This is a genomic window from Psychrobacter sp. KFRI-CH2-11, from assembly GCF_038239325.1.
GTDB classification, from domain to species: domain Bacteria; phylum Pseudomonadota; class Gammaproteobacteria; order Pseudomonadales; family Moraxellaceae; genus Psychrobacter; species Psychrobacter celer.
Window position 1 is genome coordinate 1,982,405 of sequence record NZ_CP151283.1, and the last position, 23,942, is coordinate 2,006,346.

At 45.8% G+C, this 23,942-nt stretch carries 17 protein-coding genes; 3 read left to right on the top strand and 14 right to left on the bottom strand.

Annotated features, from left to right (window positions below; all coding sequences use genetic code 11):
- Window positions 1–622: 622 nt before the first annotated feature.
- The 5 genes from AADH33_RS08150 to AADH33_RS08170 form a co-directional block, all read right to left on the bottom strand.
- A complete protein-coding gene (locus tag AADH33_RS08150; RefSeq protein ID WP_348548562.1) occupies window positions 623–5,425 on the bottom strand; it encodes an RHS repeat-associated core domain-containing protein in 4,803 nt (1,600 codons plus the stop codon).
- Window positions 5,422–6,492, bottom strand: coding sequence for a PAAR-like domain-containing protein (locus AADH33_RS08155; RefSeq protein ID WP_348548563.1), 1,071 nt, complete (start codon window positions 6,490–6,492; stop codon window positions 5,422–5,424). Before AADH33_RS08155 ends, AADH33_RS08150 begins: the two co-directional genes overlap by 4 nt.
- 29 nt (window positions 6,493–6,521) lie before the next feature.
- Entirely contained in the window at window positions 6,522–7,220 is a 699-nt protein-coding gene (locus tag AADH33_RS08160) for a hypothetical protein (protein WP_348548564.1), read from the bottom strand.
- Between the two features lie 135 nt (window positions 7,221–7,355).
- Complete coding sequence (locus AADH33_RS08165; protein ID WP_348548565.1) at window positions 7,356–8,120, bottom strand: hypothetical protein; 765 nt, start codon at window positions 8,118–8,120, stop codon at window positions 7,356–7,358.
- 64 nt (window positions 8,121–8,184) lie between these two features.
- Window positions 8,185–9,555, bottom strand: a complete 1,371-nt coding sequence (locus tag AADH33_RS08170; RefSeq protein ID WP_348548566.1) for a DUF2169 domain-containing protein — start codon at window positions 9,553–9,555, stop codon at window positions 8,185–8,187.
- A gap of 375 nt (window positions 9,556–9,930) precedes the next feature.
- Here AADH33_RS08170 and AADH33_RS08175 point away from each other — a divergent pair, with 375 nt between their 5' ends.
- Complete coding sequence (locus AADH33_RS08175; protein WP_348548567.1) at window positions 9,931–10,233, top strand: IS630 transposase-related protein; 303 nt, start codon at window positions 9,931–9,933, stop codon at window positions 10,231–10,233.
- Window positions 10,234–10,321: 88 nt separating this feature from the next.
- Here the strand turns inward: AADH33_RS08175 and AADH33_RS08180 are convergent.
- Window positions 10,322–11,073, bottom strand: a protein-coding gene (locus AADH33_RS08180) for an IS5 family transposase (RefSeq protein ID WP_198411581.1) whose coding sequence is annotated in 2 segments (ribosomal slippage) — window positions 10,322–10,845 and window positions 10,845–11,073 — 753 coding nt in all. Because the reading frame shifts where the segments join, the coding sequence is not laid out codon by codon here.
- A gap of 320 nt (window positions 11,074–11,393) precedes the next feature.
- On the opposite strand from AADH33_RS08180, the gene AADH33_RS13195 reads away from it, so the two are divergent.
- On the top strand, window positions 11,394–11,549 hold the full coding sequence (locus tag AADH33_RS13195; protein WP_350339870.1) for a hypothetical protein: 156 nt from the start codon (window positions 11,394–11,396) through the stop codon (window positions 11,547–11,549).
- Between the two features lie 17 nt (window positions 11,550–11,566).
- Here the strand turns inward: AADH33_RS13195 and AADH33_RS08185 are convergent, their stop codons facing one another.
- The 6 genes from AADH33_RS08185 to AADH33_RS08210 form a co-directional block, all read right to left on the bottom strand.
- The gene (locus AADH33_RS08185) at window positions 11,567–12,595 is read right to left on the bottom strand and encodes an ornithine cyclodeaminase family protein (protein ID WP_348548568.1); all 1,029 of its coding nucleotides are present in this window, start codon (window positions 12,593–12,595) and stop codon (window positions 11,567–11,569) included.
- Between the two features lie 149 nt (window positions 12,596–12,744).
- Complete coding sequence (locus AADH33_RS08190) at window positions 12,745–14,031, bottom strand: L-pipecolate oxidase (RefSeq protein ID WP_348548569.1); 1,287 nt, start codon at window positions 14,029–14,031, stop codon at window positions 12,745–12,747.
- A 12-nt stretch (window positions 14,032–14,043) separates the two neighbouring features.
- Complete coding sequence (gene nhaC, locus AADH33_RS08195) at window positions 14,044–15,504, bottom strand: Na+/H+ antiporter NhaC (protein WP_348548570.1); 1,461 nt, start codon at window positions 15,502–15,504, stop codon at window positions 14,044–14,046.
- Window positions 15,505–15,655: 151 nt separating this feature from the next.
- Window positions 15,656–17,146: an L-piperidine-6-carboxylate dehydrogenase gene (locus AADH33_RS08200; RefSeq protein ID WP_348548571.1), complete on the bottom strand. Its 1,491-nt coding sequence runs from the start codon at window positions 17,144–17,146 to the stop codon at window positions 15,656–15,658.
- A gap of 141 nt (window positions 17,147–17,287) precedes the next feature.
- On the bottom strand, window positions 17,288–18,823 hold the full coding sequence (locus AADH33_RS08205) for a 2-oxoadipate dioxygenase/decarboxylase HglS (RefSeq protein WP_348548572.1): 1,536 nt from the start codon (window positions 18,821–18,823) through the stop codon (window positions 17,288–17,290).
- A 247-nt stretch (window positions 18,824–19,070) separates the two neighbouring features.
- Entirely contained in the window at window positions 19,071–20,018 is a 948-nt protein-coding gene (locus AADH33_RS08210) for a LysR substrate-binding domain-containing protein (RefSeq protein ID WP_348548573.1), read from the bottom strand.
- A gap of 270 nt (window positions 20,019–20,288) precedes the next feature.
- Between AADH33_RS08210 and AADH33_RS08215 the strand changes: the two genes are divergently transcribed.
- Entirely contained in the window at window positions 20,289–21,512 is a 1,224-nt protein-coding gene (locus AADH33_RS08215; protein WP_348548574.1) for an SIP domain-containing protein, read from the top strand.
- A gap of 40 nt (window positions 21,513–21,552) precedes the next feature.
- On the opposite strand, the gene AADH33_RS08220 is transcribed toward AADH33_RS08215, so the two are convergent.
- Together AADH33_RS08220 and AADH33_RS08225 are read right to left on the bottom strand one after the other, a co-directional pair.
- Window positions 21,553–22,203 (bottom strand): glutathione S-transferase, encoded by a 651-nt coding sequence (locus AADH33_RS08220; protein WP_348548575.1) that lies wholly within the window; start codon window positions 22,201–22,203, stop codon window positions 21,553–21,555.
- 360 nt (window positions 22,204–22,563) lie between these two features.
- Window positions 22,564–23,883: a short-chain fatty acid transporter gene (locus AADH33_RS08225; RefSeq protein WP_348548576.1), complete on the bottom strand. Its 1,320-nt coding sequence runs from the start codon at window positions 23,881–23,883 to the stop codon at window positions 22,564–22,566.
- Window positions 23,884–23,942: the final 59 nt, after the last annotated feature.

A 23,942-nucleotide genomic window follows, 5' to 3' on the forward strand; every position in this document is an offset into this window, starting at 1 on the left:
TTCTCTTTATTTTAAAAGCATTGTATCTTATTTATAAAAGACTGACTATATCATAGAAAACAGCAGCTTCGGCAAAGGTCATGCCCTCATCTAAGCTTTTTAAGACTTGTTTGCGATAATCTAGGGAGTAAGTCATGGTTATTTATTGTGGTAATCGTTTAGTTGATTTATTGTATAACACTTTTGTGGTCAGGTGACTATAGTTGGTAAATTGGTGACAACTATGTTGACAAACACCGACTTCTCCAATTTATTTTTTAAAAGCTGATGTCGCATATTAAATCAATAAAAGTAATTTTTTTTATTTTTAAAATATAGATATGTATCAGTGATTAATAAAAGTAACATATCAAAAAAGATAATATTTTTATAATCTAAAGGATATTTTTCAGAAAAAAGATGCTCTGGGAAAAATAGATATATTACTAGTATATAAGTAAAAAAACTTATCCAAAAGAAATAACTTCTACATTTTTTCATTACTAAAGAATAAAAAGGTATTAGGATTAGAATAACAAGCCCTATGACTTCCCAGTACTTTCCATTAGGAAACCAAAGAGTAACTACATACATCATAGGTAGTAGCAATATATGTATGATCCTCGGAATATAGAAAATAAACTTATTCAGTACATTCATTACAACATCCTGCCTGTTCTTGAGCACTTCTATACGCTTCATTTGATACACTATTACCAGGACCATGAGTTAACATATACTGATAGAATTTGGCACCATTAGCTGCAAACTCATCATCACATTCTCTTTTAGTCCTACTACAATCTGAATAACAGTCATCGTGAGCTTGACAAGCACTTTTCCATTTCCAATCTGGAAGCCATGTTGCAAAAGTTGAACCTTCTGCACCACAAACGCCTCCAGCTGGACCATTGAAATGAAGCGAGGCACTGCTATCTTTACCATATTTTGGAGGTGTATAAGGTATATTGTTTTGCCCTATCCCATATTCCGCACGAGCCTTTGCTCGACGAGCATTATTTGCTTTTTCAAGGTCTGAACCCCACGAAGCTGCAGTAGAAGCCAATCCCAACGGATCAACCCAATTAACAGGATTTGGCGCATATTGAAATACATTATCACCTCCTCTTAATCCTATTGGATCTCTCGTAGTAAACATCCCCATATCAGGATCATAGTAGCGGAAGCTGTTATAGTGCAGCCCCGTTTCAGTATCGAAGTGCTGACCCTGAAAGCGTATAGGCTGCAAATGCTCTTGTGATACTGCTAGTTGATTAATCTTAACTTCATTGCAAATAACTTTAGCGGTATTGCCCCATGCCTCATAATCCGCCAGCCAAATGACTTCGCCCTTATCATTGGTCAGCTCATTAGGTGTACCTAATTGATCGTTATGATAATGATAGACTTGTATTGCGCTGCTGTCTTGCTCATGCTCTATATTTTTAACATCATCGTTAGCCACTTTTGGTATATCATCACGTAGCCAAGCGAGTCTCGCTACTGGGGTAAAGCTACCTTGGTCATAGATAGTAGTATAGACATGAGTGTCTGAGTATTCTTGAATAGGCTTATCACTATCCCACAGCATATGCGTATGCTGGGTCTTGCTATTTTGAGTCAGCTTTCCTTGATGATCGCTTAGCTGCCGTACTTCACTTTGCTTAGCAATACGTCGTCCAAAGGCGTCGTAGTGATATTTAGTTAGAGTTTTAATAACTTTATTGCGTTGATACTGAGTCCGCAGGCTTTTTTCTAGCTCGTTATTGGCGTTGTATTGTAGTTGTAGCGCAGTGCGCGGCTCTGTATCAGGATGATTAACCGCTTCTGTGGTTTTATACAGCACTCGTCCATGAGAGTCATAGGTGTATCTGATTCTTTTACCGTTTTGGATCAGCTCGCGCGGTCTGCTCTGCTCTTTTTTAGATGTCTTGGTTTGTGCTTGATTTGTATTGTCAGCTACTTTCACAGGCACGCGATTACTAGCAGGGTCAAAGGCAAACACTTCGGTGATGCCTGTCTGGTTTTGATAGTCGGTGAGCTTGTGTTCGGTTAAGCGTCCTATCTTATCATACTGATATTGATGGTTGCGTTTAAACAACTGAGTATGTTTAGTATCAAGCACACTATGACCACTTAAATGCGTCAGTTGTCCTAGTGCGTCATAGTGATAGTCTCGCGCTATGGTGAGGTGCTCATCAGTTTTACTGTATTTAGAGTCATAATTTGTGCTGTGTGCTGTGCTTCGCTGTTTGGTCAGCCGTCCCATCGGGTCGTAGGTGTAGTGGCTGTCAAGTCCACCTTGTTGACGGGTTATCTCTTGGTGGAGCTTGTTGCGTTCACTATGGCGTAGCTCGATGTGCTGATCCGTGCTTGGGTCGTGCAGACTTTGGTTGTATAGGTGTCCTGAGCCGTAGTATAGCTGATGGATGACTTTACCATCGGGCAGTGTGGTGGCAACTCTATTGCCTATTTCGTCATAGCTGTGAGCGAGCGTCTGCTGTCGGGCTTGGTATTGTCCGTTTTGAGTGAGATGATTGATGAGCGTCTCTTGTATCAGGCGACCACTGGCGTCATAAGCTAAGTGAGTGCGGCTGTTGGGGTTGACGGCGCTGATCAGCTGCCCTACTTCGTTATACTCATAACGCATACGGTGATACTGGGCACGGGTGGGTTTACCCCTGTTATTACCAATCCGCTCAGGATAGTGGCTGCTATGCTTTGCTATTAGTTGTCCCGCTACATCGTACTCCATGAGTACATGATGCTGCTGGTATCTTGGCAGTTGTGGGTTGTCTATTTGCTGTATCATCTGCCCGATGGCATCGTAGTGATAGCGACTTTGATGACCGTCAAAGCGGGTCTCATGGATTAGGTTGTCATTGGCATCGTATTCAAAGGTCCACTGTTCACCATTTTCATTAGTTAGGGTTGTTAGACGGTTTAAGCCATCATAACTATAGGCGATGCTGTTGCCTTTGGCGTTAAAGCGTTTGACTGTCGTATTTTTATTGGTACTGCCTTGATCTACGCTGTCCTCAGTACGCTGACTTGGTTTGCCCTCGCTGTCGTAATGATAAGTAACTTGTTGACCTAGTGCATCGGTATAAGTGATCAGACGTCCAAGCTCATCATAGTCCATCTGTATGCGACTGCCATCAGGATAAGTGACTTGGCTGATAAGCGCTTCTAGATGAGGGGCGCGGTTGTTATAGTGATGACGGGTGATATTGCCCTCAGCATCAATGATTTGGATGAGGCGCTGTTTGCCATCGTACTGGTAATGGGTCTGATAACCACTACAGTCGGTTTGAGTGATGAGGTTGCCATAGTCATCGTACTCAAAGCTGAACGAGCTACCGTTGGCTAGAATTTGCTGAGCTATATTGCCATGATTATCATATTTATAATGAGTAGTATTACCTAGGGCGTCGATATATTCTATAGGGTTGCCCTGAGCGTTATAGCGGTAGCGCTGTGTGTTTGCGATAGCATCGCTGCTGGTAATCAGTTGACCTGCTTTATTATAGCTAAAGCTTGCCTCACGATACTCTGGCAGCTGGGTAATGGGATCTGTCCCTGTTTGTACTTGTACGCTCGCCAGATGAGCGCCTTGGTAGATAAAGCGCGTGTGACTGTTGTTGGCGCGGGTGACTTTGACTGTGCGATTATTGTCATCGTACTCATATAGGGTGGTATGACCATTCGGGTCAGTCAGGCTGATCATGTTGTACCAGTCGTCATAGCTATAGCGGCGGCTGCGCTCAAGATCGGTGCCTGGCTGTTCGGTCACTGTGGTGATGCCAATACTCTCGATACCACTGGTGTCTGTGTCATAGTCAAATAGGTAGTGACGGCCTGTGCTGATGGCTTGCTCTATAACGCGAGCGGCTTTGGGGTTGTCGTAGCGGTCATACTGATAGGCGACTTGTTGACCATCGGGCTGGGTCTGCCATGTCATTAAATGGTTTTTATAAGCAAACTTGCGGGTGGTGCGGCCTTGGATGTCAACTTGGATGAGGTCGGCGTCATCGCTGTAACGGTAATGAGCTAGAATCGTTTTGGTAAGGCTTGTGCCTTTCATGTCTTCTATTTGATAGAGCTTGGCAAGTCTGGTTTGCTCATTAATCGTGGTAAACTCAAACTCGTAGCAACTGCCAGCGTCATCGGTGAGATACTGCGGTATGTGAGCGCTGCCCTCAAGTGGACTGCGCGTATAGTGCAGCTGGTTTTGATGGCCGTATTTGTCTGCGTAGCTGCTTAGCAAAATAACGGCCTTAGTGCCGTGATGGCGACGACTGGCGACATAGCTATAGTGCTGGGCGATGCCAGTAAAGGCGTCGATGCTATGAGTTTCAGAGTCGTGCGCTTTAGGGTTATGCGCTTTGGGGTTGTAATCGCCTTGATAGATAACAAACTCTAGCGGCTCTTGATCGCCGATACGGGTGCCGCTGACTGCGCCTGCTATGATGGGACGGGCGCTGATTGTGGTGTGTGTTTTATCATGAGCTAATGGCTTTCGGTATAGGGTGATGCCTTCGCTATGCTGATAGCAGCTTTGATCTGGCGCAAGATAGGTAAAGGGGACGCGCCGTCCTGTGTTGTCGATCAGATAGATACGGTTGTGCTGCGGATCAAGCTCCAAGCGCTGCTCGTAGCCTTGGGTGACCCAGCCTTGACCGAACCAGCCTGTATCAGGGTTTTGGCTGTTGTAGATACGGCTCATAACTAGGGGCATATAGCCTGTGCCGCGATAGTCGATGTCGTCGCCGCCTGCTAGTATTTTACTTCCATATAGAGCCTGTACAGGTTCACCTACCGTAGCTTCAGGGCTAGCTAAGGGACAAGCTTCAACTCGAAGCTCATTACCCCTAACATAAGAGCCATCTCTACTTTTAAAGCTTACAGCTTTAGACGGTGTCTCAGTAGCTTGCTGTAGTGGCTTAGTATACTTAATCAAGTCAGCAGGATTTATAGTTGGTTTGAATATTGACATTCCCATATCAAACATCTGTTTGGCTTGTGCCACTTGTCCCATGACTTGGGCATAGGGACTATTAGGATCGAGGCCTGCCAGTGACATACCAGCTCCTAGCATATTGCCTGATTTGATCGCTGAGAACGCATTAGACGCTGCACTGACTTTACCCATCGCCTCAGAGAAGTCGCTACCAGGGACAGCGCCTGCCAAGGCCATGCCAACGCCTAAAGCTGAGCCTTGCTGAGCGGCGCGGTAGACATTTGCAACGGATTGAGCCGTACCAAGCGTTTGTGAAACTTTGCTGTTGGGTATAGCGCCTGCGATGTTCATGCCGATGTCCAGCATTGAGGCTTGATTATTTGTGGGCATTAGTTTTGAGATACCTAACGCTGTGACGCCTGATTCAGGTGGCTCAATGTGGTCTATATCTGTATTGGATGCTGAGTCTATATGGTCGTTGTTCATACGAGTATATATTTCCCTGTGGTGTTGCCGTTATTCATGATGCAGGTATCGCCTTCACGTACTAATGCTTTGCCTTCGACAAATATGCTACTCGATGCTGAGGTCGGCTTGACTTCTCCGCCAACCGTGCCTGATTTGACGCCGCCGCCAATGCCCGCTTCATCGCCTTGACAGCTTGGCTGGGTGGTCTGGGCTAGTAAGTAGGCGGGGACGCCATTAAAAGTGGTGTGCTTGGCGGTATCGACAGCGTTGTCTATCACTTGAACGAGGGTATAGCCTGCGACGCTGTCTTTTTTATGGGAAGTGTAGTTGAATGAGGGTTCACTAATAGCGATGATTTGACTTTGCTGCGAGCCGCCAAGTTGGCTGGCACCAAACAACGACTCCCAAACTTTTTTGGCATTATCCAATGTTGCCCGAGGCCCTACTCTCTCAAGCCATTCTCGTGCTTGTTGTTGTAGCTCCACCTGCTTATCAGTCATTGTAATAGCAGGCGTGTTGACTACCCGTATCATTCTGTCATATAGCCCATTACTTCTATATACCCCATCAGGACCATCACCACCTGTTTCACGAAGTGTTCTCCAGCGTGCTTCAACGGCATCTTTTCCTTCAAACCCTTCTATAACTTTCATTGGCGTCTCTAACGTCCAATTGTCTATAGACAAGCCATTTTCTTCAAAAACTTGTTTATGAAAATCTCGCGTTTGTTCGTAAGTGACATCTTGGTTGGTTGAACCAGTTCTTTGTGCATTTTCAATCAATGCATCAGCATAACCCAGCGCCATGCCTTTTTTAATGGCATTGATATCAGCCGCTGATAGCGTTTTGGGTGGTTTACCGCCTACGCCCTCTTTGGCGGTATCAATCATAAAGTCCGTAGCCGACTTGCCTGTAACGGTGTCGTTTCTAGCAACGCCTATTGCCCAACCAGCATATCTATAGCCGTCACCATCATCATAGAGATCGTCGTAAAACTGAACAGCGCCTGCCACGCCGTTGCTTTCAATACTATCACTATAAGCCTCTAGTTGCTTTACTGTATAGGACTGTCTTGATCTTGCCATAATGACCTCAATACACTGTTAAAAGTGAATTATTTCCGAAAATCCAATAGCGCTTTTCTCACGACTTGCTCTATCTGTTGCCAGTCTTGTAGCACATAGCGCGAGTAACTGACGTAAACATCAAGCTTCATATCTGGCTCTAAGTCAAAGTATTGACTACAGGGAGGACGCTCGACATCTCTATTGCTACATTTTATATAAGTGGCAATAGTCCCATTATCATCACGCTGTATAAAGACATCTTTAGCAGATCTAGCCTCACGCCATGGGGTGTTGGTTTTAGGATCTATCCCAGGTGGTGCATAGACTTCTAGTCCAAATTGAGTTTCAGGTAGCTTTGCATAAGTAAATACAGGATGTCTATCTGGTCTTGCATTTATCCTACCATTAGCTATCCTATCAATTCCGTTTGTGTCAAGATAGCGACTACCTGAGTTCACGCCTACCGACACCCAAGGACTGTCTGATAGATTCTTTTGCGCCTCGTATTCATCAGACCACTTACCGACGATACCATCGTATAGCGCCCCATCGGTATAACGCACATCAAAGCCAAAGCTGCTGATCTTTGACTCATAGGTACGCTCAGGTATGCCGTCTTTAAAGTCCTCACCCCAGTCAGGATCGCCGTTATACTCAACCAAACGTACTGAATCTCTTGGCATTTCAACAGGCACGCCGCCTAAGTCGCCGATGACCATATCTTTTTGTGTAGCATCTTCTTGCATACTATTTCCTTGTTTAACCTTATTGATAGCCGTTGAAGCATCACTACAGCCACTAAATACTATCGCAGCAGCTAGTAAGCATAGGTTTATATTTCTCATAGTGGTTTACCGATTTTTTAGCATTATTCTGTATTGTTATTTTCTAAAGCCCAATAGCGCTTCTCTAACCACCTGCTCTATGCGCTGCCAGTCTTTTAGCACATAACGCGAATAGCTCACCCTAACATACAGCCCCATCTCAGGCTCTAGATCAAAGTAATGGGTACAAGGAGGTCGCTCAACATCTCTGTTGCTACATTTTATATAAGTGGCAATAGTCCCATTATCATCACGCTGTATAAAAACATCTTCCGCGTCTCTATCTTCACGCCATGGGGTATTGGTTTTAGGGTCTATCCCAGGCGGTGCATAGACTTCTAAGCCAAATTGAGATTCAGGTAGCTTTGCATAAGTAAATACAGGATGTTCATCTGGCATTGCATTTATCCTACCATCACCAATACGATGGACAGCACCCCTGCCATGATAACGATTACCCGAGTTCACCCCTACCGATACCCAAGGACTGTCCGATAGATTCTTTTGAGCCTCATACTCATCAGACCACTTACCGACGATGCCATCGTATAGCGCCCCATCGGTATAACGCACATCAAAGCCAAAGCTGCTGATCTTCGACGCATAGGTACGCTCAGGTATTGCGCCTGCTCTTACTTCACCCCAGCCAGGATCACCATTGTACTCGACCAAGCGTACCGAATCTCTTGGCATCTCAACGGGCACGCCGCCCAAGTCGCCGATGACGATGTCTTGTTCAATATCAATGATCGGTCTATCGACGTCCACACAGCCACCAAAAGAGACAGCGAGCGATAATAAGCATGATTTGATATAACTCATAGATTTGTCTCTATTTATTCAATAAAACAGTGTCAGCAGTTCACTTTGAGTACATAAACTAAATTTAGGCTAAAGGTCTAACGATTTGGCTCGTCTGAGTATAGTACTGCTCATTTAACTTAGTTTGCTCATCCCTACTCATTACCTTTAAGGTTATTTCATCTGGCTGATAGTCTTCAATCACCAAACCACGCCACACTAGATTCACCTTTTGCCTATCAGGGGACACAATGACCGTATCTAAACGCATCGGTAGCTCTGTCGCTATCATTTGTGGGTCTTTGGAGGTTAGTGCCAAGTAGGCGATGGTTTCTGGTAAGTAAAGTCTTAGTACCGTATCGCCTTTATTATTAATAGTAGCAGCTATCGCATCAGGCGCACATAGATTGGTGAGAGTTAGCCATTCATTACCCGTGAGAAACTCAGTCTGCTGATTAAGATAGGCACTATTCCAATAGGCAAAGTCAAAGCCTTGTGGGTAGATGTCTTCACTATTGGCAAAGTCTTTATCGACTTCTCCTACCAGTTTTACCCGTTCTGGATGACTCTTTGCACGTACCCCAAAGCCTGCAACCAGTCTATTGTAGCGATCATAATCAAGCTTACCCCTTGCCACTTGATTGACAATGCTTTCGCTAATAAGCAAATCAGGATAATGGATTTGTGAGAGTTTAATACGTGGCGGTTGCATGTATTTATGATAGATAGGAGCGCTGTATCCTGTACCTGCTGGGTTGAAGCCATCTGCTTGTAAATAAGCGATAGTGCCGTGATAAGGATTGAGTTTTATGCTGTCATGCTCCTGTTCTGGTATCAGCTCATCTTTATTGATGTATTTAAGGGCGCTATGACCCTCTTCTATTAGACTATAGCCGCCAAAGCTGCTGCTAGGATCGAGGCTGACTTTGCTTGGCATAGGATCGATATGCATCTTATAGTGTGCGTTGCCTGTAATGCTATCATTGAGCAGATATCTAGGACTTAGGATAGTGAGGGTTTTATCGATAAGGACTTGACCAGCTTTATAATGGTCTTGAGCCTTGTTTTTGATGCTTTGCGCGACAAAGGCGTATTTACTAGCAGCAACAGGCTGAGCTAAGGTGACATAATCAGGCGTTTGTAGCTTGATACTGGCAGTAAAACTATCCTGATTTTGTCTGTGTTTAGGAGGATAAGCATGACCATTAATGATAACGTCGCACTTTGGCTTGTATCGAGCTAAGTCTGACTCCTCAGTAGCGCCGCTCATTAAGTCATCAGGATCAATGAGCTGATCCTTCATACATGGCGGATCTTGTTCATCAGCTAACACCAGCAATCCTTGCTCATTCCAAGTATGTGTCTGACGCATGACGACAACGTAGAACTTTTGCTTTAGTTGGTCTGATCCTTCAAAGGCGAGTGCAGGATGGATGGTTGTATTGGTAAATTTCATAGAGACCCTGCATGAATATTCTGACGTCATGATATTGAATGTATATAGAGTATCTTATTCTCATATGGCAAACGATTATTGACAGTCATACAAGTATAGATATCTTAATTGTGAACTTGTGTGGAGAAGGTACGAGTTTATCACTGCAAAATATATAAGCAATATTCATCATAGGTAAAAACCGATATTTTCATATTGATTATTATTTCAATAGCATAAACAAACGCTTTATGTTACTTAATAGGATGAGATGGAGCCTTTCCTAACAAACTGACTAAAGTTTTGGGATAAAATCTGAAAACCTTCTAAAAGCTGCTATAGCAAACCCTACCAAGAAGTGTTACGATAATTCTAAATTCTAGCTCGCTAATTGCCATGACATACCCCATTATCCTTCGTAAAAAGGTACTACAATCTCTTGAACAAGGCATGAGCGTGCGCACCGCAGCAAAGCTTTATGATATGAGTCCCACCACTATTATTAACTGGAAAAAAGACATCAGTATCAAGCCCATCGTCAGAGCACCGCGCAAAATATCTAATGATGCCCTAAAACAAGACATTACTGACTATCCTGACGCTTACTACTATGAAAGAGCTGCTCGTTTGGGCTGTAGTAAATCTGGTGTAGAAGCTGCCATGAAGCGGCTGGGCTATACCCGCAAAAAAAAGTCTTAAACACCTAAAATAAAGTTGGCTTAAGCGATTAGAGTACACCATTAAGCTCAAACACTATCAAAAAAATAAAAAGAACTAGGGCGTGTCCCTAATTCAGTTTGCAATGAATCATAGTACAAGCTAGATACAGCATAGACTTATAATTACGAGCCAATTTCTCGTATCGAGTCGCAATACTACGGAACTGCTTTAGCCTTGCAAACGTGTTTTCAACTAAGTGTCGTAGCTTATATAAATAATGATCAAACGCTACATCTGGTTGTTTAGCATTTCTTCTTTTAGGGATGACAGGGCTTATGTTGTCTTGCTTTAGCCTGTTTCTAATGGTTTCAGAATCATAAGCTTTATCAGCAATGAAGTAGGTCGCATCCGTTAACATCTCTATGATGTCATCTACCGCTTGGCTGTCGTGGACGTCACCCCCAGTGATTTTAAAATCAATCGGGTTTCCATGCGAGTCGACGGCGAGATGTATCTTGGTGGTTGTTCCACCTCGAGATTTTCCAGTGGCTCGAAGCTCTCCTCGTCTGGCGCCGCTTGAATGCTGATGACAGCGGATGTAGCTTCCGTCTGCGAATACCCATTCTTCATCAATACTTGCTCGTAGGTCAAAAAAAATTGCTCCCATAAGCCTTTTTTTGACAACCTGTTAAATCGATTATAGGCGGTTTTCCATGGACATAGCTCACTCGGTATATCACGCCATGGGGCTCCTGTACGAAGTTTCCACAATATGGCTTCCATAACTTGTCTGTCGTTTTTCCAAGTATGACAGCCATGAGCTTTCATGGTACTTTGGAGTTGTTCCCATGTATTATCATTGAGCACTGTTCTTGCCATAATTTAGAGAGCCATGTGGTAAATAGTCTCTTTATTTTAAAGGCTTTATACTTGCTTTTCCAGATTAGGGACACGCCCTAACGTCATTGGGGCGCTATATCACAAAAGTCTATTTGCCGTGGACACGTTTGCTCATAATATCAACTGGCAAGTGGTTTACGACTGGTTCAAGCATACAAGGCTAGGTCGCAAATGTGTCATGGTCATGAGCGAGGATAAAGCAACGCTTTGCCCGAGCTCAAGACCAGAGCTGTGCTCGATTTATCAGACTTCATAAGAACAAATGCATTAAAAAGCTACTAAACCGACATGGTCATCGCATACTCTGGTTACCGCCTTACAGCTCTGATCTAAACCCTATTGAGAAGAAGTGGGCTGAAGTAAAAACGTTCAGGCAGGGCTGGGGTGAGAATAATCTAAACCATTTATTCAGCAATGTCTGCTGTTACAAATTTAAGTTGAATTTGACTCTATAAGGATAAATACTCAGCCCTTATAGCGTGACACATTGACCCAAGTTTTTTGCTTTGGCTTTTTTTGCTACCTGTAAAGCGACGGCTGCATCAAAGCTGGCTGCGCCCACTGATTTAAACAGCGTCATACCTTTATCTTCCTTCACATCGAGGCTGATTTTTTTATTGATCAAGTCCCCTAATGTGCCAGTGAGCCTATCCCATGTCCAAGCACTATCACTGTCTTCATGCGCTTGTATCAAATCCCCTGCTTCATGTAAGCCGCCTTCAGCATCGTCAATGATCACAGAGTCGCAGGCCTCTATCACTGAGTTGCTAACTTCCTTCATCGTGGCCTGATAAGCACCCACCGCATTGATATGAGCATTTGCCTTTATCTGCGCCGCTTCAAACAGTCCTGCCGTCGCGCGTGTGGCCAGATTGATAATATCTGCGTCTCTGATTGCCTCTTCAATATGCTCACAAACTTGAACATCAACTTGCCATTGTGGATAATCTTGTATAAACCTGTCTCGAAACTGATGCGCCGTCTGCGCCGTTCTATTCCATAGTTTTACGTGCGTGATATCTGGACGTACTGTGAGAATAGCGTTTAGCTGCTCATATGCCATCCCGCCGGTACCGACCACTGCTGCCACTCGACTGTGTGGATTTGCCAGATGTTTAGTCGCTATCCCCGACAGCGCGGCGGTACGCACTTGGGTGATATATATTCCGTCCAAAAAAGCCAGCATATCGCCTGTCTCATTATTTGAGACAGTGATGGCGGCCATGGTGGTTGGTTTATCGCGCTGAGGATTGTCGGGACAGATGGTGACCAGCTTGACGACTGCATACTCGTTTTCACCATCAAAAACCACTGACGGCATCGACAAATGCGAGCCTGAGGTGTTTACATCACTCTCCTGAAAAGTAGGAATGACTAGGCGCTCAGGTGTTTTAATCCAGCTCGGATGCTCGCCTTGTCTCTTCAGCAGCTCCTCGATAGCACTGATGGCCATCGGCATGGTTAGCTGTTTTTTTACGGTATGAATGTCTAAAATCTGCATAATTATCCTTAATCTGTTTTGTTATTTTATTATGAACAATTCTTAAATGTGACATTAAAAAAGCTAATAAGCAACCCACCATTTTTATAGCTTTTATCACGGTTTATCATTTTAACTAAGTAAATAATCTCACTATGCAAATAACCAAACTATCTGATGATCTTGAGACATTGACCAGCGTGATACAGTGTGAGGCCAAGCTCTGTAAACCCAGACTTGATACCGCCAAAAGTCACCTTTGCTTCCTCTAAAGTCTTGAAAGGCAGAGGAATGCTGTCTCTTTTTCCGGTCACGATATAGTCTGCAAAGCATTTACCCATAAGCGTACCAGTGGTAATGCCGCGACCATTATAAGCCGTCGCCGTCAGCAAGCCTTCGTCTGGCTCCATCACGCGAAAGATATGATCTTGGGTAAAGCCAAAGCTACCGCACCATTCATACTGCCAGTCAAACGCGGGCAGATCTGGATAGTAGCTTTTTTGCACCGCATTGGCCCACGATTGATAAAAGGATTTGGGCTTCATCTGCATGCCACCGACGGTACCTAATAGCAATCGACCATCGTTATCACGGCGAAAGCTAGATAGCGCCAGACGTGTGTCCCAGGCACCTGTTTTGTAGGGCAGTATGCGCTCTGCCGCTGCACCGCTCAGCGGTTCGGATGCAATCTGATAGTAATAAACCAGATAAAAAGTCTTGGCGATATCTGTCCATTCGCCTTCGGTATAAGCGTTGGTTGCTATAATCACACGCTCAGATTTGACACATGCTTTGGCCGTTCTGGCGTACCAATGACCGCCTACTTTTTCTAGTGATTCAACAGCAGAGTGTTCATAGATCGTCACGCCAAGATTTGCAGCGACTTTGGCAAGCCCTCGGACATAAGCCAGTGGATTGATAGTACCCGCGCGGTGGTCTAATAAGGCTTTATTGATACTGGTGGTACCGCAGTATTCATGACACTTACTGCCTGTCAATACCTCCACATTAGCACCGCGGCGACTGAGCTGCTCGTATCTGATATCGACATCAATCTCGCCTTTGGCATTGTGCGCCATATGAATGTTGCCCGCTTGGGTTGCTTGCGCGTCGATATCATAGCGTTTGATTAAGTCAAACACCAAACCCGGCGCTTGACCAAGCGCTGCGGTCAAGCGCTCACCATCTGCCTCGCCTAGGCTAATGCTCAAGTCATCAGGGCGCGCCCACGTACCCGCATTGACCAGACCCACGCTTTTCCCTGAGCCGCCACTACCGATACTTTGACTCTCAAGCAAGACGACTTTGATGCCTTTTTCAGCCAGATGAATCGCTGCAGACAGTCCAGTATAGCCGCCGCCAATGACGCAGACAGCCGCTTGAGTATCGCTACTCATTTGGCTATATGCGTCAATAGTAGGCGTCGTTATGTTCCACAAACACTGCTCTTGCAACATACTAGACTCCCTTTAGCATACTTCACTTAGTGAAGCATTGGTGTCGAGCTTTGCTGTGGCCGGCTCTTCACGCGGTATGAACTTATCAAGGAACGCCCAAAGCAGGCCAAATAAAGGCGACAACCAACAGGCAAAGGCAAAAGGCGCATAGGTCAAGGTGGCGATACCGAGTGTCGCTGCCACAAAGCTACCACCCATGTTCCATGGGATGAGAGGCGACAAAAGCGTCCCCGCGTCTTCGATAGAGCGCGTCAATGTCGTACGTTTATAGCCCATCTCTTTATATTTGTCTTGCAACAAACGGCCTGGCAAAACACAAGTGGTATAAACATCACCGATGAGTGTCCCGACACTGAGCACACTGCCGTACGTGGTAAACACCAGACCCAGACGCGATTTTACAAAGTTATTAATCTTTGCCATGATGGCCCTAAGCGTACCGTAGTGCTCAAGCGCACCGATAAAACCCAAGGCAAAAATGGTCAAGCTGATGACCCACGTCATCGACATGACACCACCTTTTGACAGCAGTTGATCCACCACCTCAAAGCCTGTCTCACTGACAAAGCCGTTTTGTAACACATCAAACACCTCACTCACCGCCACACCCTGCATAAACACAGCAATCACAGAGCCTACCAGCACCCCGCTTAACACCGTCGGTATCGCAGGCATTTTCATCACAGCGGCGACAATGACCACTAACGCTGGTAGCAAAGTGACGATGCTTAAGTTGTAATTGGCCGCAAGGTTGTCTTGTAATGCGCGGATAGACGACAGGTCAATACTGTCATCACCATACCCCATGCCTATCCAAGCATAGAGCGCCAACGCCGTAATCATGGCAGGCACGGTCGTCGGCAACATGCCTTTGATGTGATCCCAAAGATCGACGCCAGCAGCAGCAGGCGTTAGGTTGGTGGTGTCTGATAGCGGCGACATTTTGTCACCAAAAAAAGCCCCCGAGACGATCGCGCCGCCCGTTAGGTGTGCTGGGATACCAAGCCCCAAACCGATACCCATCATCGCAAGACCCACGGTACCCACAGTCCCCCACGAGGTGCCCGTAGCGACAGAGATAATGGCGCAAATGATACAAACAGAAAATAAAAACGAGGAAGGGGAAAAGATACTAAAACCGTAATACAAAATGGTCGGAACCGTCCCAGCGATAATCCATGCGCCGATGAGCATACCGACGCCCATCAGGATAATCATCGCTGGCAAGCCGATTTTTATGACCTTTAAAAACCGCTCTTCCATACCTTGCCAACTGCGGCCACGTAGCTTCATAAAAAAGCCGGTGATTAAAATACCGCAGGCTAAGGGTATGTGAGGGGTGAAATCTTTAAATACAAAGAACTGTATCATCAGAATGATAGCAGTCAGTAACAGAGGGGCAATATCCAGTAAAAAGCTAGAAGATGGGCCATAGCCATCTACATCGGGGTCGTGCGATTTATCATCGATCATGATAGTTCTACCTTCCTTAGTAGTCGTCGATGGGAGTGGCAACCTATCCGTGATTGCTTATTATTTTTGGCCTGCCAAGCTTCTATAAATGAGGCTTGGCAGTTTATTTATAAATACATCAGATTAGCAAAAGTCTGTACTCACCTTTTTATCAACCAAAGCTAATGCCTTGGGCAAGTGGCAACTCTTTTGAGTAGTTAATGGTATTGGTCTGGCGGCGCATATAGACTTTCCACGCATCAGAGCCAGATTCACGGCCACCGCCGGTTTCTTTTTCACCGCCAAACGCGCCGCCGATCTCAGCGCCACTGGTACCGATATTGACATTGGCAATACCGCAATCACTGCCGCGATCGCTGAGGAAGGTTTCCGCTTCACGCAAATCATTGGTAAAGACGCATGATGACAGACCTTGAGGCACATCGTTTTGCATCTCGATCGCTTCATCAAAATCTTGGTAAGTCATGACATACAGAATCGGCGCAAACGTCTCGCTTCTAGCAACATCGTTTTGCTCATCAAACTCGACAATAGCAGGTGTTACGTAATAGGCGTTAGGATACTTGTCTGCAAGGACGCGCTCGCCGCCTGTGACCGTGCCGCCTGCTTCTCGCGCCTTTTTCAACGCTGCTTGCATATTGTTAAAGCTGTCTTCATCGATAAGCGGACCAACCAGATTGCCCTCTAGTGGATGACCGATGCTGACGGTTTCATAAGCGGACTTGATGCGCGGTAAGATATCGTCTTTGATAGACTCATGCACAAATAGGCGGCGTAGTGTCGTACAGCGCTGCCCTGCCGTCCCAACAGCGGAGAATAAAATACCACGTAACGCTAAATCTAAATCGGCAGTCGGAGCCAAAATCATAGCGTTGTTACCGCCAAGCTCAAGCAAGCATTTACCAAAACGGTTAGCAACTTTTGGCCCGACTTCTCGGCCCATACGCGTACTGCCGGTAGCGCTCACCAAAGCTATATCTTTATGCTCAACCAAGGCGTTACCGACATCCGTCTTGCCGAGTAAGACTTGTGATAGATGCTCTGGCGCATCACCAAATTTGGCCAAAGCTTTTTCAAACATTGCCTGACAAGCCAAAGCAACGAGCGGGGTTTTTTCTGATGGCTTCCAAATCACCGGATTTCCGCAGACGATGGCAAGCGCAGTATTCCACGACCACACCGCAACGGGAAAGTTAAAGGCGGAGATGACACCGATCACCCCGAGCGGATGCCATGTCTCGCGCATATGGTGACCCGGACGCTCTGATGCAATCGTCAAACCATAAAGCTGACGCGACACCCCAACGGCGAAGTCGCAAATATCGATCATTTCTTGCACTTCGCCTAGGCCTTCCTCTTTAATCTTGCCGGCTTCAAATGACACCAGCATACCCAAGTCTTCTTTATGCTCGCGCAGCACTTCACCGAGCAGACGCACCAGCTCACCGCGTCTTGGCGCAGGCACCACGCGCCACTCTTTAAAAGCTTTTTTGGCATTGGCAATCTTGGTATTGACCTCATCAACGCTGTCCAAGGTTATGCTGCCAATCACAGAGCCATCAATCGGGCTATTGACGTCAAAATCACCATTTTGATATTGTTCTTCTTTGACGCCCATCGCGGCCATATACTGCTTGATCATAGTCCATCCCTTTTATTAATTTATACTTCCTTGAAGACTTATTAACTTAACTTGCACCCAGCTAAGTTGCAAAATAATTAATTTCGTACTGCCATTCCTTTTTGGAATGCTCATTAATAGTTCCAATTATCTATCACGGTTTTAGATAACGCGCTTTAAAACCTTACTATTTATTTGTCCCAAACACGCTTTCAGACTTTGCGCTTGCAGCGTTTGATAAAGCGCAAGCTCATCGTAAACCTGAGCGCCCAAAGCATTCTCAAACGCTTCTTTATTGGTATAACCTTTATCATTGCTTTGCTTGCCGCTGTTTTCGTCGTTTTCATTGTCGTTTGTGCTATCGTCATGCAGATTGGACTGAAAAATCCCCGCCGCACTGACGGGCAAAAAATCCTCATAAACGATAGGTTCTAGGCGAATCATTCCTTGCTCAAGCAAATCAGTAACCATTTGCTTTGATAAAGGGTCATTTACGTTTTCTACGTCTATGTTTTCTACGTCTATAGAATCTAGCGTTTGCGCGTTATCTGTATCGCTATCGACCGCTTGATAGTAAAAATACGCCAACCCTTCATCGTGTAGCATTTGATAGTCATCAGGGAACGCTGCAAATGCACTTTCTAAAACCTGATAATACTCCAAGGCGTTATCGGCATTTGGCGTCGCCCTTAACTGGCGGCGTGCTTGGCTAAGCAGTTGGTCGTACAGCGCTCTGCCCTTGGGCGTTAAAGCCACACCGCGCTGCTCAATCTCACCAAAACGCGCAGTATGATGCCCCGTTTCATAGCCGCCTCTAGGATTTTTAAAGCTAACCGCTTCTTCTAATGCTCTAAAACTGGTCTGACGCAATAAAATAGGACACTCTCTCTTCGGTGGCCCTTCTATAATGGCTTTTGGCGGTATGCCTTTTGCCTGCATACCAGCTTGTACCGCATCGATATCTAAGGTTCGAGGTGTCAGATGATTGATATGCGGGCCCTTAAAACCAACGACGTCAGCAATAAGTCCGTGTTGGCTTAATAGCTGCTGATAAAGCGCTTTTGAGACGGGTGTTTTGTCATGCCAGCGAAAGGTTTCTAGCGCTTCTTTGATAAATTGCTTAGCGTCTTCCGCCGTCAACCCGCCCCGCCCCTCAAAGCGCTTAATTAAATTAATAACGTTATCTGTAAAGATAGTGCGCTTATCCAAAGCAGCAATCGCTTCTTGTTTTAATGCTTCATCATCGATTAAATCAAGGCGCAATAGAGAAGTAAAAACGCGAAAGGGACTTTTATTTAAAGACTGCGTGTCAATCGCTCGAAAAGCCGTAGAATGCACAGGCACGCCAGCGGGTGCCAAATCATAATAGCCAACAGGATGCATACCCATCACCGCAAATAGCCTGCGCATCATACTCAGCTCAGCAGCTGTCCCCAACCTAATCGCACCATGGCGCTCCATACCTAGCCTATCAATCTCTCCGGTGTGCTCAAGTTGCTGCCTAATTTCAGGCTGCTTATTTAATACTTCAGTATTTACGTCGCTTACCAAATCAATGAGGTCACCATATAACGGCACTTCTTTTTGGTACATCTCTGACATGGCGATAGAGAAATCGTGGCGAATATCATCGCTATTGATAAAGGTATGGTTCACAAGTATGTATCCTTTTTTATTCAGGTGCTTTTGCTGCTCCATGGCTGTCTCTTATCTTCCTTGACTAGATAGATATAATTTGAGCAAACCCGCCTATCATCAGCAAACGAAGAATAGTTGTGGCGTCATTCCTTTTTGTCATTGGCATAAAAAACTGCCCATAAGTCGGCCGGTAGTCAGGCAGGTAGCAAGCTGGTAGCAGCACCTGCTTAGCCCATCGATTATCAAACCTCATCAACAAAGCACTGATAATGAGCTGACACCCAAAAGCATGCATTTATTTTTTAGCTTACCATGCACACTCTATGTCCTGCTGAGGGTCGTTTGAGTGTTGCAGGTAAGTTGAGATCCACTCTACAATAACTTTGACTTTGTGCGAATTACCCAAAGATAATGGATAAGATATATAGTAAGCACCCCGACCCTTTGCTGCATAATTCCATGCACGCACCAAGGCCCCTGACTGCAGCTCTGGTGCCACTAGGCGCAGTGGCACCAAGGCGATACCATAGCCGAGTAATGCCGCCGAAATAGTCGTATGAAAAGTATCAAAACGTGGACCGACAAAGGTGCCCTCGATACGAATATCCTGCTGTCTAAAATACTCATACCAAGCGCTGGGGCGAGAGCTGAGCTGTAGTAAAGTGCACTGAGCGATGTTGCTCGTACAAGGCGCTTTGCCAGCCAAATAATCCGGATGACAAACCGCCACATTATACTCATCAAACAGCTTGATGGACTCCATCCCTCCCCAAATCCCATCACCATACAAAAACGCCACATCGACATTTTGATCTTCAGAAAAAAACGGCCCCGCCAGCTCTTTAATATTTAGATTAATCAACGGATGAGCCCTGCCAAAGCCGTTGAGCGCAGGCATCAGCCAACGCGAGCAAAAGGTCGGATGCGAGACGATTTTCAGCACTTCTGAATTATCATTGTTTGACATCAGACTGGTGGTCGCCGCCTCGATATGTTTGAGAATCTCTAACACCTCTAAATAGTAAGTCTTGCCAGCGGGCGTCAAGGAGATGCGGTGCGGCGTCCGATAAAACAGCGACAGGTTCAGCATCTCCTCTAATTGCGCGACTTGCTTACTGATAGCGCTTTGCGTCATGTGCATCTCTTGCGCGGCGTTGGTAAAGCTCAAATGCCGAGCTGCCGTCTCAAAACACTGCAAAGCGGTCGTCGATGGATATCTTCTAAAAGTCAAAGGGGTCTTAATATCAGTGCTCATAACTTATGGGTTCTCATTCGACATATCAGTAAAAGTAGATACCTCAGCTGATGAGGTTTCTAAAATAAACATAGCCATGTATCTGATTTATTTAGATTTGACTATAACCACATTATCCCAGTTATAAGAGACGATATAAATCGTTTTACCTGCCAGTCTGTCTACTTTTTAGAAATTTAGTAAATTCGACTCGTAAATGATAACAAAAACAATTATCATTAACTCTAATATAAATACTTTTTTGAATGTTTGTTGTTTGTGAGTATACCTATGACCCTCGCCTCCTCTTTTGTAACTACCCCCGACTTAGACGATCAAGCCCAGCTCTATACCGATCTAAACGACCCTGAGATAGCGGGCATCATCGCTCACATCAATGAAGAACACATCGATGAGCTGCTTGGGTTTTTGCGGGCATTTAGCCCATTATCGGCAGCTGAGCTTGAGCATACAGAGGCGCAATTAACTGCGATTTATGCAGAAGGTATCTGCCTGCAAGCCAAACCCTTGGCGACGCGGCCTATCGACTCCAAAGACAGCCACCGGCAACCACAGTCTTTCTTTATTGGTTTTGCCGCCCCTCTCACGCAAGTCGATGAGCTACAAGAGCAGTATATTTTGCTTCGGCAGCGAGCAGATAAAAAACTGGGCAAAAAAACCATCAAGCTGACTCGGCAGGTCTTTGTCGTAGAGCGCCGCTATAAAGTCAGTGAAAACATGCTGCGTCTTGATCTTAGTATGGACTCACAAAACCATCGTCATGACAGCTCTAGCCCAGATACCGTGCCTACAAACGAGGCAGGCTACGCGTATTTGTTCGATTTGGCGCATAACGCGATGACAGCCAGCAGCAGTCAGCCTAGCAAAAACACCGCGCAGCCCGCTCGAGCGCAGGTCTACTACACCTTAAGAAAAGCATGGCGGAGCGCTGATGGCGTGCGAGCATGGGTCGATGTTTTTTTGCATGGCGATACATCAGGCGGCAATTGGGCCATGGCACTGCAGGCAGGTGACACTGTGGTCACCAAACGAGAGTTTCCTGAAAAAGTGGCGCATTTACACACAGGACAGACACTACTGATCGTCGATGAGACCTCCATGCCCACAGCAGCACGTTTATTAGAGCTATGGGACAACCCAACGCCGCCGCTGATCATTTGTGTCACCCAAAATGCCGCTGACCAAGAGTATTTTGATGACATCACACTGAGCATCGATGCCAAAGACAGCAGCAAAAACAGCGCCCGACGTCATATTGATCGTCACTTTACCGTACTGCCTATGATAATGAATCCTGCCTCGGTAGGGCAAAACGTCGCACCGCAGATCGACAGACAACTGGCGGACTATTTAGCCAAGCAGCCATTGCAGATCGACAAAGTATGGGGCGCGCTAGAGGCAAAAACCGCAAAGGCACTCCGCCCTTTATTACAAAAAAGGCTGGGGCTTGAGCGTAGCGATGTGGTGGTCAAGGTATATTGGCGACATGAGTAAATCCCAGACTAGGACTGGGCTGGGACAAAGCTAAGATGAGCTAGGATGGAAAAATCACCACCTCGTCTCCTTCTTGCCATGGCTGATACTTCGTCATCACTTGCAAAAACAGCGGATGTGCCAGCCAATGCTGCAGCCAGCGCTGCAGATGTGGATACGGCAAGTGGTAAAATACTTCGCGATTCACATGGGCGAACTGACGGACAAAGGGCATGATACCAATATCAGCAACGCTGATGCCATCTCCGAGTAGATAAGTGCTATTGGTAAGCTGCGTCTCCAATATCTGCAAAAACGCCTCGCCGCGCTGGCGATACTCTTCTTGGCTCATCTCAGGATGACGATCCGCATACTTATAGCGATCCAGCCAATGCTTAAACTCATTATCGTTTTTATCGATTAGGGCATTGGCCTGAGACAACATCTGAGCGTCAAGCAAGCGGTTTGGATCATGCTGGCCTAGCGCCCACATCATGATATCAAAGCTCTCTTCAATCACAGTACCATCAGCAAGCTGTAGCACAGGCACCGTGCCTTTTGGGCTAATCGCTAGCATCTGCGGCGGCTTGTCTTTTAGGACAATCTCGCGCAGCACCACTTGCTGCTCTGCAAACACAAGGCCAAGCCTAGCACGCATGGCATAAGGACAGCGGCGAAAAGAATATAAGAGCGGCAAAGAAGGTCTCATCATATTTCTCACAATAAAATCAAAATCACTGGGCATATCATCATTTAGACAGCGAGGCTTAGCCGTTTTTTTCAAGCGACTATACGTGCTAATCGATGACACGCCCTAGACTAACATAAAAAAGACCTCACCCCTAAAGCAGGTAAGGTCTGGCTTTATTTATACAAACAACGTTTATGCAGAAAACGTCTATACAAATGACATAGTCGATTCTAAATAAAACAGATACATTATATGTCAACGTGGAACTGGTATAAATTTTCCTTGCGTGCTGTGCCTGCGCCGACAGAGGCTGCGTAAAATTTATCCCAGTCCCACTGTATCGTTTTTATACTGAACTCACTACATTTATAAAAGCAGCATTTATAAAAACAATAGGCCCAGCCCAATCACCACACCACTGACTATCAGTACAATGATACAAAAACCCATGATATCTTTGGCTTTGAGTCCTGCAATGGCTAAAGCCGGTAGTGCCCAAAACGGCTGAATCATATTGGTCCACGCATCGCCCCATGCCACCGCCATCGCCACTCGTGACGGATCACTGCCCAGCATGTCGGCCGCCTCTAACATAATGGGCGCTTGCACTGCCCATTGCCCGCCCCCTGAGGGGACAAAAAAGTTGACCAGTCCTGCACTCAAAAAAGCAAAAAGTGGTAGCGTCTGCGCCGTCGACACACTGACAAATGCCTCTGACATCACCCCTGCCAGCCCAGAGGCAGTCATCATCCCCATGATGCCGGCATAAAACGGGAACTGAACGATGATACCGCCTGCACCTTTGACCGCCTCCTGAATAGAAATCAAGTAGTTGCGGGGCGTTCCGTGAAATATGATGCCGAGAAATAAGAACATAAAGTTCACCAAATTTAGCGTTAGGGCAAACCCATTTTGGACAAAATAATAAACAATAAAAGCAATACCTAACACACCGATCACCATCGATAAAACCCAGCTATTCTCCAAACGCTCAGCTGGTGTCAGCTCTGACTTTGCAGGCAACGCCTCAGCGACTGGGTCCACAAGCACGCTCGGATCGACTGTGATGGTGTCCTCTTTTTTTGGCATCATCATGCGGTTTAGTAGAGGCACGATAATCACCAATGCCGCGACGATAATTAAATTGTAGCCCGCAAAGATGGTGGCACTCGTTGGAATAACACCAATGGTATCAACAAACGGATGCCCTTCTGTGGCAATAGACAGCGGAATCGATCCTGAAAACCCAGCGTGCCAGATAATAAAGCCTGAGTAAGCGCTGGCAATCAATAAACGATAATCGACATCATGAACCCGCTTTGCCAATTCTTTGGCAAATAGCGCGCCAATCACCAAACCAAAACCCCAGTTGATCCAGCTTGCTGCCAGAGACACGAGGGTGACCAATATAATCGCACTACTGGGTGAATGCGCAAAACCGGCAATGTGACCCAAGCCTTTTTTAAATATCGGACTACTTGCCAGCACAAATCCTGTGACCAGCACCAGCACCATCTGCATCGAAAACGCCAGCAGCGCCCAAAACCCATCGCCCCAATACGTGACCATCTCTATAGGAGATGACTCAGTGAGCCCTAAGCCCATCACAAAAATCACTAAGGTTAATATCAACACAAACAAAAATGGATCAGGTAAGTATTTTTCCATCAAGCTATTGGAAAAACGGGTAATTGCTTTCATAAGTAAACTCCTTTTTATTTAAAGACGTCCTTGGTCACTGTTATTTTTATCTAGCCTAT